Source organism: Streptomyces sp. SID12501, assembly GCF_010550245.1.
In the GTDB taxonomy this organism is placed as follows: domain Bacteria; phylum Actinomycetota; class Actinomycetes; order Streptomycetales; family Streptomycetaceae; genus Streptomyces.
On the sequence record NZ_JAAGLU010000039.1, the window covers coordinates 98,637 to 111,518 of the forward strand.

The following is a 12,882-nucleotide window of genomic DNA, read 5'->3' on the forward strand; positions in this document are numbered from 1 at the left end:
CGGACGCGATGCGAGGCAGCGCGAGGCAAGGGCGGCGCGATGCGCGAGAGGTGGGCGCACGCCGCTACCGGCAGGGGGAGGACGGCCGTCCGCGTGGGTGGGTACGGCCGAGGCCCGGGGCTCCTGCGGAGGACGGCGCCGAGTGCGTCGGCGCCACCTGGAGCGGTCCCGGGGAACCAGCTGTCTCAGACGACAGCGATCGCCGTCGGCGGGCCCCGGGAAGTGATCGCGTGGACGAGCGGGAGCAGCCGCGGCGCCCGGTCCGAGCCGCCGCGCCGCAGGTGCGGACGGGGGCGGTCCGGCGTCGCGGGCAGCGCGAGGGCCAGCCGCAGCGGAGCGGCCAGCCGACCGGCCACCGCCCGCAGGATGCGGAACGCGGCCCGTTCGCCGTACGCCAGCCACAGACCGCACAGCAGCGCGGCGAGCGTGTGGGCGGCGAGCATGCCGTACGAGGACGACAGGACGTCCATGCCGTGGCCGCCGCGAGTCAGGCGACCCACGCCCGCACCCATGTCCATGCCGGTGCCGGTGCTCGTGCCGGTGTGGGCCATGTCCATGGAGTCCATCGCCGTGTCGGCGGAACCCGTGCCCGTACCCGTACCCGTACCCGTACTCGCGCTCCGGGTGAGCGAGAACGCCGAGTGGAGCGCGCCCTGGGCGACGACCACCACGCCCACCACCAGCGGGAGTCCGCGCTCGCGGCCGGTCAGGCACCAGCCCGCGCCGCCCGTGACCAGGGCCCCGGCGGCCAGCGTCCACCAGGCGACGGTGGCGCCGGACATCAGCGCGTGACCGAGGGCGGCGAGCAGCACACAGACGGCGGCGAACACCGCGGCCCGTAGCGTGCGCGTACCCCACCCGGCAGTCATAACGGCCCACATCCTCCCATCCGGCGCTCGAACGTCACTGGCAGGTACGCAAAGTACCGATCAACGGTTCGGCGGGGTACCCCCGGCCGACCGGTGGGGCACCACGGGACATCCGGCGGACGCCTCGTCCGACCTGCGGGTTCCCGGTCCGGACGCGTGACGCGGAGGGCTTCTGCGCCGAAGTCCGGCCCTCACACTCAGATCGAACCCACAGTTCCTGTCAGCACCGCCGACACGCCTCGGGCACGTTTTGAACGCGTTCAAATATCTGCGCTACTCTCACACCGACACGTTCCGAGCCCCAGGGGGAGCCATGAAGGTAGTCATACCCGGTGGAACCGGTCAGGTGGGTGGCATCCTGAACCGTGCGCTCACCGCCGCGGGTCACGACGTCACCGTCCTGACCCGACGGCCGGCGCACGACCGGGAGATCGGCTGGGACGGCGAGACGCTGGACGCCTGGACCGAGGCGGTCGACGGCAGCGACGTCGTGATCAACCTGGCGGGCCGCAGCGTCAGCTGCCGCTACACCCCCGCCAACCTGCGGGCCATGATGGACTCGCGCGTCCGCTCCGCCCGGGTCGTCGGCGAGGCGATCGCGGGCGCCGCGCGGCCTCCCCGGCTCTGGCTCCAGATGAGCACCGCCACCGTGTACGCCCACCGCTTCGACGCCCCCAACGACGAAGCGACCGGCGTCATCGGCGGCACCGAACCCGGCGTTCCGGACTACTGGGCCTACAGCGTCGACATCGCCAGGGCCTGGGAGGGGGCGCAGGAGCAGGCGGCGACCCCCGCCACCCGCAAGGTCGCCCTACGGACGGCCATGGTGATGAGCCCGGACCGCGGCGGTGTCCTCGACGTCCTGCTGCGGCTGGCCCGGCTCGGCCTCGGCGGCCCGGTCGCGGGCGGCGCGCAGTACGTGTCCTGGATCCACGACCACGACTTCGTACGCGCCGTCGAGTTCCTGGCCGCCCGGGACGACCTCACCGGGCCGGTGAACCTCGCCGCTCCCCACCCCCTTCCGCAGCGCGCGTTCATGCACGCGCTGCGCGCCGCGTGGGGCGTTCCGGTGGGTCTGCCCGCGACGCGGTGGATGGCGGAGCTGGGCGCGTTCGCGCTCCGCTCGGACACCGAACTCCTGCTGAAGAGCCGCCGTGTCGTCCCCGGCCGGCTGCTCGACGCGGGCTTCACCTTCGAACACGCCGAGTGGCCGGAGGCCGCCGCCGACCTCGTACGCCGGGTGCGCGACAGAGCGGGGACGGGCGCCGCGACCCCGGACGCTGCTGTCGACAACGGCCGGTCCGTGCGCTGACGGCGGGCAGCGGACGCCGGACGGCAGACCCGCCGAGGAGCCGCTGTGGAGTGTCGCAAGTGCCCCCTGGTGCGTGGGTCGTCGAGAGCGAGAGGGAAGCTGGTCTCGACCAACTCTCCCTGGAGGTACGTGAGATGACGAGCCGTCTGCCGCGCCGTACGGTGCTGGGCGGAATGATCGGCGGTGCGGCGCTCGCCGCGGCCGGCACGGGGGCCGGATCCGCACTGGCCGCAGGACGCGCACCGGGCGCCATCGAGCAAAGGGCCGTCGGCCCGGAGCCGTACGTGCCGGTGGCCGTGGGCGCCGGAGGCGGGCCCGGCGGGACGGACCGGGTGCATGTCCTGAAGGTCGGCCCCGACGCGGCGACCACCGTCCTCGTACTGGTGCCCGGCATGTTCGGGGCGGCGAACGACTTCCGGCTGCCGGCCCGTGACCTGGTCGCGGCCGTGCCGGGGTTGCAGGTGTGGGCCCTCGACCGGCGGGAGGAGAACCTCGCCGACCGGACGGGATTCACCGGCCCGGACCCCCTCTCCTACTACCTGAACGGCCACTACCGCACCCAGGACCCTGCCGCCTCCCCCTTCGCCGCGCACTGGGGCCTGCCCCTGACGCTCGCCGATCTCCGGGCCGTCGTCCGGTCGGCGGGGCGCGGTGGCCGGCGCGTGGTGCTCGGCGGTCACTCCTGGGGAGCGACGACCGCGATGGCGTACGCGGCCTGGGACTTCGACGGCTGCCCCGGCCACCGGGACCTCGCGGGGCTCGTGGTCGTCGACGGCGGTGTGCTCGGGGCGTTCGACGGCACGGGCGAGCCGGTCCTCGACTCGCCGGACGAGGTACGGGAGCGGCTGGCGGCCATCGACGCCGGGGCGGTCTTCGACCTGACCCTGAGCGGCGTGGGGCTCGGCAGCCGCGCGGAGAGCACCCAGATCTGGTACCAGCTCGCCGGCCACTACGCCCTCCACGACCCCGACGGCGTCTCCGTCCTCCAGCCCCGCCTGCCCGACGCCCTGCGCCTGCCGTACACCGTCACCAACGCGGGTCTGCTGGGCTTCTTCGTGGACGCGGGCTTCGGCTGGCCGAACTCCATCAGCGTGCACTCGGGACACCTCGCCGGCAGCGGGGACGTACGCGGCTGGGTCGACGCCGGGATCACGCCGATAAGCCGGGTCGCGGCGGCGTACGCCGGTCCGGTGCCGGCCGTGTGGGAGTGGTACTGGCCCGCCCGGCTCTCCGTCGACCTCGACGTCGCGGACGCCTACACCGACACCCCGCTCACCCGCTCCCTCGGCCTGCGGCTGCACCACGCCGACCGTCTCGACGTACCCCTGTACGCCTTCGGGACGAGCTACGCCAAGGGCACGATCGAGGAGGCGGCGCGCAAGGTGGTGGCCGGTTCCCGTATCCCGTACGCCGCATACGAGACCGACACCGGCATGAACCACCTCGACCCGCTCTTCGCGGCCCCGGCCCACAACACCCTGACGCGGACGCTGGCGGAGTTCCTGAAGGGGTCGGGGGCGCGCTGAGGAAAGGAAACCTGCCCGGCCGGTTCCACGCGGGGAACCGGCCGGACCGCCAGAACAGGTCAGCTGCTCCAGACCCCCTGCCGGGCTGTGGTGTCGGCGTACGCGGAGAAGTCCCGGGGAGCCCCGCCCAGCGCCCGCTGAACACCGTCGCTGAGCGAGGCCAGGCCGCCTGGGCGGACGTGGTCGTACAGGGAGACCGACAACCGCACCCACTCCTCAGCACCCGCGGGTCGCGTTCGTCGTGGTGCGCTCCTGCAGCAGTCGGAGAGGCCCAGGCCGACGGCCCGGCCGACGCCGAGGGAGGTGCGTTCATGACTCGGTGCCGGGCCCCGCGGGGAGTGGCGGACAGAAGGACGGTCGATCTGCGGTGGAGATCACGGAACACAGGCCCGGAGCGCGGACCGCACCGCGGCGATAACCCGCCAATAACGGCGCCTCCTACCTTCTCAACTGTAGGAAAAGCCGCACCAGAAGGGGGGTGCCCCATGGAATTCCTGGTCCTAGGGCCGGTGGAGGCTGTACAGGACGGCGAACGGATCGCCCTCTCCGGATCCAAGATTCACACGGTGCTCGCCGCCATGTTGCTGGCGCAGGACCGGGTCGTGTCCGACGCGCGGCTCAGCTCACTGTTGTGGGGCTGGGATCCGCCGGCGACGGCGAGTGCGCAGATCTACACGTACATGTCCCGGTTGCGCAAGCAGTTGGGCGACGAGGCCGACATCGTTCGGCAGCCTCCGGGGTACGTGCTGCGCGCTCCCGGCGCCCTGATCGACCTGGTCGAGTTCCGGCGGCTGGAGCGGGACGGCCGGCGGGCGCTGGCGGAACGGCGGTTCGAGGAAGCCTCGGAGTCGCTGCGCCGGGCGATGCAGTTATGGCGGGGGCCGGCGCTCGCGAACGTCACCGAGCACCTGCTCGACGCCGAGCTGGCGCCGCTGGAGGAGGAGCGCATGCTCGCCCTGGAGTCCCGGATCGAGGCCGATCTGGAGCTGGGGCGGCACGAGCAGGTGACGGCCGACCTGACCGGGCTGGTCGCCGCGTTCCCGGTACGGGAGCGGCTGCGAGCCCAGTTGATGACCGCGCTGTACCGGTGCGGCCGACAGGCGGACGCGCTGCAGGCCTACTACGAGGGGCGCGGCGTCCTCGCCGAGCAGCTCGGCATCGATCCCGGCGAGGTGCTCGGATGGACGTACCAGGCCGTGCTGGGCGGGGAGTTGGGGCTCGGGCGGACCGCCGGAGCGCGAGCCGCGCGGACCGGTCCGGTGCCCTCGATGCTGCCGGCCTCCGACGGGGAACTCGTCGGACGGCAGCACGAACTGCGGGCGCTGCGGGGGCGGTTGGGGCACGAGGAGCCCGCGCAGCGGCGCATCCTGGTGACCGGCATGGCCGGCATCGGCAAGACCGCGCTCGCGGTACGGGCCGCCGCCGAGAACGGGGAGCACTTCCCCGACGGGCTGCTCTTCGCCGAACTCCGTGGCTCGGACGGCGCCCCACGGGCTCCGCGCGCCGTGCTCGCGCAGTTGCTGCGGGCGCTCGGCGAGAGCGACCCGAACCTGCCGGCGGGCGATCTGGACGAGCTGGTACGGCTGTACCGGACGCGGACCGCCGGGCGGCGGCTGCTGCTGGTGTTGGACAACGTCTCCGGCGACCGGCAGCTCGCCCCGCTGCTGCCGGCCGGACCGGCCGCCGTCCTCATCACCAGCAGGCGGCGGCTGGCCCGGGTGACGGCGGGCGACACGTTCGCGCTGCCGTTGCTGGACGAGGAGGCGGGCCTCGATCTGCTGGCCGCCCGCGCTGGGCGGCAGCGGCTGCTGGAGGACCCGGACCGGGCCGAGGACCTGGTGGCGTACTGCGGCGGGCTGCCGCTGGCGCTGGCCATCGCGGGCGCCCGGCTGGCGGCCCGGCCGCACTGGACGGCGGCCCGGCTGGCCGCCCGGCTCGCCGACCCCGCCGCCCGGCTGGCCGAACTCGCCTTCGGCGACCTCGACCTGAGCCGGGTCCTGGGGTCCTCGGTGGAGCAGCTCGGAGCGGTCGAGCGGTCGGTGTTCGGGACGCTGGGCGGAGCGGACGGCGAGCCGTTCCCCGCGCGGTGGGCCGGGGACCGGCTCGGACTGTCGGAGGACACGGCGGAGAACGCCCTGGAGTCCCTCGTCGACGCCGCGCTCCTCGAACTGTCCGGACTCGACGACCAGGGACGGCCGTTGTACCACTGCCACGAGCTCGTACGGCTGCTCGCGGCGTCGGCCCCGTGGGAAGCGCGGGAACCGAGGGGGCCTCGGGAGCAGGCGTCCGCGCTGGCGCTCACGCCCGCGGCTCCACGGGACACGCCGGTCACCGGGGTGGGGTGAGCCGGCCGTGTCGCTGTCCCTGTGGCTGTCGCTGTGCCTGTACGTGGCGCTTCCCGTGTGCGGGTGCCTGTACGCGGTCTCCTGCTCGGCTTCGCTCTCGTACGGGATGTCCGGTGAGCCGGACACGTCACCACGCGCCGCGAGCGCGGGTGAGGCCGGGCCCGGCCGTCAGCAGGGCCGGGGCGATGATCTCCTGGGCGATCAGCCAGGCGTCGGAGACGACGCGCTCGCGCGGGGGCCGCGGGGACTGCGTGACGGCCAGCGCGGTGACCGACCAGACCGCGGCCACGGCTGCGGCCGCGCGGACGTGGGGGGTCGGGCGGGCGGGGCGGATACCGGTGCCCGAGACGTCCATGCGCAGACCGAGTTCGGCGGCCTGGCGGTGCTGCGCGGAACGGGCCGCACCGGCGTCGGGGTGGCCGAACACAGCTGCCGACAGCGGGTGTTCGTAGGCCGCGCGCACCCAGGTGGAGAACCACAGCCGCTCCCGGTTCTCCCAGCCGCCGGGCGCGGACGGGCCGGGGTCGACGCGCTGGACGGCCTCGGCGAGGGTGTCGAAGTACGTGGTCAGTTCGGCGGCGGACAGCTGACCTGTGCGGGGCCTACGGAGTGTGGTGTCGAGGTCCGCGCGACGGGCCGGCGGTGCGACGGATTCCGTGGTCATGATGCGTGACGTCCTCTCTCGGAGTGCGGTCGGAAGTGCGGTCGGAAGTGCGGTCGGAGCCCGGGCTGCCGGGGGTGGGCCGCCGGGTCACGGGCCGGTGGGCGGGTGGAGGTGGACCGGGCCGCGGGCCGCGGGGCCGGCCGCGCGGGCCAGGGCCACCGCGAGATGGTCGGAGAGGCGCAGGTCCTCCACCGTCCACTCGGTGGGGCGGCCGATGCCGTGGTGGGTGACGCGCAACGGTCCGTCCTGGTCGGGGCGGGTTTCCAGCTGGTCCAGCTCCGTGCCGACGAGGCCCACGCCGACTGCCTTGACGACGGCCTCCTTGCGGGTCCAGACCCGGTGGAACGCGGCGTGCCTGGCCGGGCCCGGCGACCTGGCGTCCAGATGGCGCCGCTCGGCCGCGGTCAGTACGGACCCGGCGAACAGGGTCTCGCGCACCGGGCGCAGCGCCTCCGCGTCCACGCCGATGCCGAGGCCGGCACCGACCACGAAGACGCCCCAGCCGGCCGTACGGCTCAGGCTGATCGCCAGCGGGAGCGCGGGGCGCACCAGCATCGGCGGGCCGTGGTCGTCCGCGCCGCAGCCCGGGCAGCGCCGGTGTCCCAGCCGGGTGGTGGCCGGGGAGATGTCGAGCAGTTCGCCCAGCGCGCGGCGGGCTCCGGCCCGGGTGCGCACGAACTCGGCGGCGTCCCGCTCGGCGAGCATGCCGAGGGCACGCCGGAACTCCTCCGTGCCCAGCAGCGCGAGGTCGGCGGGGTCGACCCGCTCGGGGCAGCGCCACCACCACACGTGCGCCTCGCCCCGGGCGATGATCCGGTCGACGGCGGCGGCCGTCATGCCGGCCGCCGGGGCCGCGCCCTGATCGGCGATACGACCCTCCCCGGGCCGGCCCACCTCGCCGAGCCGGGAGCGCTCGCCGGGCCGGGTCGCACCCGGCGCCCCCTCTCCCTCGGCTGCGTCACCTGGCCCCGGCCCTCCACTCCCCCGGCCCCGCGCGGTGGTACCCGCGGTGATGCGGGGCTCTTCTTCTGCCCTGCCGGGGGTGTCCGCCCGGCTTCGATCGCGTGGGAACGTCATGTCCCGCGTCTCCTTTCCGCACCCGTCCGCCGGGGCGACCGGGCTGATTCAGATGTGCTCAGATGTCTATGGTCACTGTTTCCGAGCCTCCTCCCCGGGGCTATTGACGGCCTATACCGACGCCCATAGGGGCGCGATAGGCCTGGCTTCCAGAATTGCCCGGGAAATTGCCGACAACCTGAGGAATCTTTCCTATGACTCAGATTCAGATGCTGGTTCCGGCCGCATCGAACACGGTGACCGGGCATGAACTCAGCGAACGGGAAAGGGAACAGCTGGTGGCCCTGACCGGCCGGCTGACCGGCCCGGGGCATCCGCTCATCGACAGCTCCGAGTGGCTGGGCGCGGCCCTCGCCACCTCCTCGCTGCTGCCTCGTACGCTGCTGGCCACGCTGCGCGCGTTCCGGCACGATCCGAATCAGGACGGGGTGCTGCTGCTGCGCAACCTGCCGGTGGTGGCGGGCGATCCGCTGCCGCCGACGCCGAGCGTGCCGAATTCCGTCGAGCGCGTTCCGACGACCGCCGCCGCCGTCATCACCTCGCTGATGCTGCAACTCGGCGAGGTGATCTCTTTCCGGAGCGAGAAGAACGGCGCCCTGGTGCAGAACGTGGTGCCGGTGCCGGGCCGGGAGGAATCGCAGAGCAACGCCGGTTCCGTACTCCTGGAATTGCACGTGGAGAACGCCTTCCACGACAACCGGCCCGATTACGTGGGGCTGCTCTGCATACGGGAGGACCCGACCGGCGACGCGAAACTGTGCACCTCCTCCGTCCGCCGCGCGCTGCCGCTGCTGTCGGAGGAGACGCGCCGGGTGCTCGCCGAGCCGCGGTTCCTGACCGAGCCGCCGCCGTCGTTCGGCAGCCTCGCCAGCGTCCGGTCGGCGCACCCGGTGCTCCTGGGCGACCCGGAGGACCCCAACGTGCTGATCGACTTCGCCGCCACCCACCCGCTGGACGACACGGCGAAGGCGGCGATGGCCGGGCTGCGGGACGCGTTCGTCGAGACGATGACGACGCACCGGCTGCGGGTCGGTGACTTCGCCGTCGTGGACAACCGGGTCGCGGTGCACGGCCGTACCTCCTTCGTTCCGCGCTACGACGGCGCGGACCGCTGGCTGGAGCGGGTCTACGCGCACCTGGACAACCGCCGTAGCCGGGTGGACCGGAAGGGCGGTGGCGCGGTGCTGGACTAGGACAGGACGGCGACTCACGGCTGAAGGGCCGGCCCCGCGGGGCCGGCCCTTCAGCCGTGAGTGCCGCGGCGCGGTGCCGTCACTGGCCGGAGCCGATGACTTCCGCGGGACGGCCGGTCAGCGACAGCCGGCCCGGTACGACCGTCGCCAGCAGGGCCAGGGCGCCGGCGAAGCCGAGGACGCCCAGGTACATCCACGGGTCGACGGAGGGTGCCGCCGTGCCCGTCATGCCGATGCTGAACGCGGTCAGGACGGCGAAGGCGATGCCGCTGCCGAGCACCGCTGCGATGACCACCACGACCAGGGACTCGATGCGCAGCATGCCCATGACCTGCCGGCGGGTGGTGCCGACCAGGCGCAGCAGGGCGAACTCACGCGAGCGGTCGGAGACCGACATGGCGAGCGTGTTGACCACGGCGATCGCGGTGAACGCGATGATCAGCCCCATGGCGACGTAGTTGACCTCGGCGTTGGACTGCTGCACCTCGGCCTGGAGGTCCTCGACCTGGCCTCGGTCCAGGACGCCGACGCCCGGGAACGCGGCGACGGCCTTCTGCAGCTGCTCGCGGCCCGCCGTGCCGTCGTCGGTGGTCTGGACGAGGACGGAGGAGGCGAGCGGGTTGTCGACGTGCCGCACGACCAGGTCGTGGGCCATGGTCAGGTCGCCGAAGCCGAGTCCGCGGGCGTAGACGGCGGCCACCTTCAGGGTGACGACGGTGCCGTCGCCGAGGGTGATCTTGAGGGAGTCGCCGGGCTTCTTGCCGAGGTGGTCGGCGGCGACCTCGCTGAGTGCGACGCTGCCGCTGCCGAAGCCGGCCAGTGTTCCCTCGCTGACGTCCGGGTCCCAGTTCTTCTGCAGGCCGTCCGTGGACAGACCCTGCGAGGGGTACTTGTCGAGGCCGACGCGGACGGTCGTACGGACCACTTCGGTGATCGCGGTGACGCCGGTGGTGCCGCGCAGCGCGTCGGCGGCCTGCTCAGGCACGCCGGGGCCGGAGGAGGCCACCACCCAGTCGGCCCGGTTGCCGTCCTTGGCCTGGGCCGAGGAGGCGTCGCCCATCGTGGTCTGCACGAACAGCACCGTGCAGGCCATGCCGATGAGCAGGGCCAGCGGGGTGATCGCGGACGCCATCCGCTTGGTGTTGGCGCGGACGTTGGCCGTGGCGAGGTGGCCGGCGACGCGCGAGGCGCGCAGCGGGACGCCCAGGACCGCGACGGCGAGCCGGGCGATGACCGGGCCGAGCAGGGAGACCGCGACCGCCAGCACCACGACGGTCAGGAACGTCACCGGCGTGGACGCCGGCTCGGTCTTCAGCGCACTCAGTACGGCCAGCAGCACCACCCCGCCGGCCAGGGTGAGCGCTCCGGCGAGGAAGCGGCCCCAGGCGAATCCGGTCCGCTCCATGGCGGATTCGGCGAGCGCCTCGGCGGGCCGGATACGGGCGGTTCGGCGGGCGGAGATGCGGGCCGCGGCCCAGGCGCCCAGCAGGGAGGCACCGACGGCGGCGGCGAACGGGAAGAAGCCGAAGGTGACCTCCAGGGTGTCGGGGATGGTGCCGAAGCCGACGAACTTGTGGTGCAGCCAGTACGCGATCGGCAGTCCGGCGACGGCGCCGAGCACCCCGGCGAGCAGGCCGACGATCAGGGCCTCGCGGCCGATCAGCTGCCGTACCTGCTTGGGGGTGGCGGCGATGGCGCGCAGCAGGGCGAGTTCGCGGTAACGCTGCTGGATGGAGAGGGCGAAGGTGCCCACGACCACGAGGATCGCGACCAGCAGCGAGGTGCCGCCGATGGCGCCGCCCATCGAGACGAGCTTGACGCGGGCCTTGGCCGCGTCGAGGAACTCGACCGGACCGCGGTCGCCGCCGGTGACGACCTGCGCGGTGGTGCCGTCCAGTGCCTTCTTCACCTGAGCGGCCAGTTCGGCGGTGCCGACGCCCTTCGCGGGCAGCACGCCGATCGCGGTGATCTGGCCGTCGCGGCCGGAGAGCCGCTGGGCCTCGGCGGTGGAGAAGAACAGCGAGGTCTGCTGCTTCAGGTCGCCGCCCGCGGGTGCCGCGATGCCGCTGACGGTGTAGGTGCGCGGGGCGTCGGTCGACTGCACGGTGAGCTTCGAACCGGCCTTCAGGCCCGTACGTTCGGCGAGTTCGCGGTCCACGACGACATCGGTGGCGGACGCGGGCGCGGTGCCGGAGACGAGCGTGAACGGGGTGAGGGCGGCCGAGGCCCAGGCATGCCCGTAGGAGTCCTTGCCGTCAACACCCTCGACGACGCGGCCCTCGGGGCTGATGGCGTAAGCGGGGAAGGTGATCTCGGGTACGACGGCCCGTGCGCCGCGCACCTGCTCCAGCGCGGTGACGGTGGAGCCGGGCAGCCAGACGCGTTCGGCGAGCGGCTTCGCCTTGTGCTTGACCTTGGTCTTGCCCTTCTTCTCCTTGACGGTGGTCTGGTGGACGTTCTGGTCGCCGCCGACGATCACCGGGGCCGCCGCGTACCGCTCGGTGCCGATGGTGCCGCGCAGGCCGGTCTCCAGAAGGATGCCGCACGCGGTGACCAGGGCGGCGGCACACATCAGCGCCAGGAACGCGCCGATGAATCCGCCCTTTCGGGCCCTGAGGGTCTGTAAGGCGTAACGCAGCATCAGGCCCACGCTCCCAGGTGCGTCATCCGGTCCGCGACGCGATCGGCGGTCGGGGCGTGCATACGGTCGGCCAGGCGACCGTCGGCGAGGAACAGGACGGTGTCCGCGTACGAGGCGGCCATGGGGTCGTGGGTGACCATGACGACGGTCTGACCGGTGTCGTCCACGCAGGACCGCAGCAGCGAGAGGATCTCCTTCGCCGTGACGGTGTCCAGGGCGCCGGTCGGTTCGTCGCCGAAGATCACGTCGGGACGGGTGATCAGGGCGCGGGCGATGGCCACGCGCTGCTGCTGGCCGCCGGAGAGTTCGGACGGGCGGTGGGTGGCCCGGCCGCCTAGGCCGACGCGGGACAGGATCTCCTCCAGCCACCGTTTGTCCAGGCGCTCGCCGGCCAGGCGCAGGGGCAGCTCGACGTTCTGGCGCACGGAGAGGGACGAGATCAGGTTGAACGCCTGGAAGACGAAGCCGATTCGCTGGCGGCGCAGCTTGGTCAGCTGGGTCTCGTTCATCCCTCCGAGCTCTGTGTCACCGATCCAGGCGCGGCCGGAGGTCGGCTTGTCGAGGCCGGCCGCGCAATGCAGGAAGGTCGACTTGCCGGAGCCGGACGGGCCCATGACCGCGGTGAACGAACCGCGCTCGATGCTTACGGAAACGCCGTCGAGGGCCCTGACGCCACGGCCGTTCCTGCCGTAGACCTTGCTGACCTCGTCCAGCCGCAGAGCGTGGCTCCGGGTGGCGGTGCCGCTGCGCGGCTCGGTGTTGGTCCTCTCGGTCATCATGCGTGACCAGTCCTCTCCATCCATCGTCGCGTGGGGGCGGTGAGCGCCTCCGCCGACAGCGGAAGTGCATCGGATCGAACCTTGCCGCCCGATCTATATCGGTCCTATGGGAACGGGCCGAACCGGTGGACCGGGGCATGGGTTTCAGCCGATGACGCGGAGAATCGTCCGAAAGTGGGCAGGTGCGGTGGCTTGGGCGCGGGCGCTGAGGTCTTGGAGCGCGGCCCGGTGGCTCGAGGCTCGGGCCGGACCGGCAGCGGCGGCCGGTCACGAACTCCCTCGCGCGCAACGGTGGATCAGCGCCGCAGAGGCCGCCGGCGCCCCGGTGCCCGAGCCGGAGGCGGCTGCCCGCCGGGCGGCACTCCCGCCCGACCCGCGGACGCGTTCCCGGCAGAGAGCCCTGGCCGGACCAACCGGCGCCGACATCACCGCCGGAGACCGCTCCCGGCCGGGAGCGGTCTCCGGACCCACCCGGA

The 12,882-nt window shown here is 73.2% G+C and carries 10 protein-coding genes; 4 read left to right on the top strand and 6 right to left on the bottom strand.

Annotated features, from left to right (window positions below):
* Positions 1–185 precede the first annotated feature (185 nt).
* On the bottom strand, positions 186–869 hold the full coding sequence (locus G3I71_RS36385) for a hypothetical protein (protein WP_164321635.1): 684 nt from the start codon (positions 867–869) through the stop codon (positions 186–188).
* A 313-nt stretch (positions 870–1,182) separates the two neighbouring features.
* On the opposite strand from G3I71_RS36385, the gene G3I71_RS36390 reads away from it, so the two are divergent.
* Positions 1,183–2,181: a TIGR01777 family oxidoreductase gene (locus G3I71_RS36390; RefSeq protein ID WP_164321636.1), complete on the top strand. Its 999-nt coding sequence runs from the start codon at positions 1,183–1,185 to the stop codon at positions 2,179–2,181.
* Positions 2,182–2,240: 59 nt separating this feature from the next.
* A complete protein-coding gene (locus tag G3I71_RS36395; RefSeq protein WP_343243169.1) occupies positions 2,241–3,707 on the top strand; it encodes an alpha/beta hydrolase in 1,467 nt (488 codons plus the stop codon).
* A gap of 59 nt (positions 3,708–3,766) precedes the next feature.
* Here G3I71_RS36395 and G3I71_RS36400 read toward each other — a convergent pair whose 3' ends face one another.
* The gene (locus G3I71_RS36400) at positions 3,767–3,910 is read right to left on the bottom strand and encodes a hypothetical protein (RefSeq protein ID WP_164321637.1); all 144 of its coding nucleotides are present in this window, start codon (positions 3,908–3,910) and stop codon (positions 3,767–3,769) included.
* 282 nt (positions 3,911–4,192) lie between these two features.
* Between G3I71_RS36400 and G3I71_RS36405 the strand changes: the two genes are divergently transcribed.
* Positions 4,193–6,052 carry an AfsR/SARP family transcriptional regulator gene (locus G3I71_RS36405; RefSeq protein WP_203732297.1) on the top strand — a complete coding sequence of 620 codons (1,860 nt, stop codon included), beginning with the start codon at positions 4,193–4,195 and terminating at the stop codon, positions 6,050–6,052.
* 127 nt (positions 6,053–6,179) lie between these two features.
* On the opposite strand, the gene G3I71_RS36410 is transcribed toward G3I71_RS36405, so the two are convergent.
* Positions 6,180–6,716: a hypothetical protein gene (locus G3I71_RS36410; RefSeq protein WP_164321638.1), complete on the bottom strand. Its 537-nt coding sequence runs from the start codon at positions 6,714–6,716 to the stop codon at positions 6,180–6,182.
* A gap of 87 nt (positions 6,717–6,803) precedes the next feature.
* Positions 6,804–7,793: a 4'-phosphopantetheinyl transferase superfamily protein gene (locus tag G3I71_RS36415; protein ID WP_239149548.1), complete on the bottom strand. Its 990-nt coding sequence runs from the start codon at positions 7,791–7,793 to the stop codon at positions 6,804–6,806.
* 194 nt (positions 7,794–7,987) lie between these two features.
* Here G3I71_RS36415 and G3I71_RS36420 point away from each other — a divergent pair, with 194 nt between their 5' ends.
* The gene (locus G3I71_RS36420) at positions 7,988–8,986 is read left to right on the top strand and encodes a TauD/TfdA family dioxygenase (protein WP_164321640.1); all 999 of its coding nucleotides are present in this window, start codon (positions 7,988–7,990) and stop codon (positions 8,984–8,986) included.
* 79 nt (positions 8,987–9,065) lie between these two features.
* Here G3I71_RS36420 and G3I71_RS36425 read toward each other — a convergent pair whose 3' ends face one another.
* Complete coding sequence (locus tag G3I71_RS36425) at positions 9,066–11,627, bottom strand: FtsX-like permease family protein (protein WP_203732299.1); 2,562 nt, start codon at positions 11,625–11,627, stop codon at positions 9,066–9,068.
* Positions 11,627–12,406 carry an ABC transporter ATP-binding protein gene (locus G3I71_RS36430; RefSeq protein ID WP_164321644.1) on the bottom strand — a complete coding sequence of 260 codons (780 nt, stop codon included), beginning with the start codon at positions 12,404–12,406 and terminating at the stop codon, positions 11,627–11,629. Before G3I71_RS36430 ends, G3I71_RS36425 begins: the two co-directional genes overlap by 1 nt.
* Positions 12,407–12,882 lie beyond the last annotated feature (476 nt).

Coding starts and splice junctions, on each gene's coding strand:
- G3I71_RS36385 (WP_164321635.1), bottom strand. CDS start 869: ATGACTGCCGGGTGGGGTACGCGCACGCTACGGGCCGCGGTGTTCGCC.
- G3I71_RS36390 (WP_164321636.1), top strand. CDS start 1,183: ATGAAGGTAGTCATACCCGGTGGAACCGGTCAGGTGGGTGGCATCCTG.
- G3I71_RS36405 (WP_203732297.1), top strand. CDS start 4,193: ATGGAATTCCTGGTCCTAGGGCCGGTGGAGGCTGTACAGGACGGCGAA.
- G3I71_RS36410 (WP_164321638.1), bottom strand. CDS start 6,716: ATGACCACGGAATCCGTCGCACCGCCGGCCCGTCGCGCGGACCTCGAC.
- G3I71_RS36415 (WP_239149548.1), bottom strand. CDS start 7,793: ATGACGTTCCCACGCGATCGAAGCCGGGCGGACACCCCCGGCAGGGCA.
- G3I71_RS36420 (WP_164321640.1), top strand. CDS start 7,988: ATGACTCAGATTCAGATGCTGGTTCCGGCCGCATCGAACACGGTGACC.
- G3I71_RS36425 (WP_203732299.1), bottom strand. CDS start 11,627: ATGCTGCGTTACGCCTTACAGACCCTCAGGGCCCGAAAGGGCGGATTC.
- G3I71_RS36430 (WP_164321644.1), bottom strand. CDS start 12,406: ATGATGACCGAGAGGACCAACACCGAGCCGCGCAGCGGCACCGCCACC.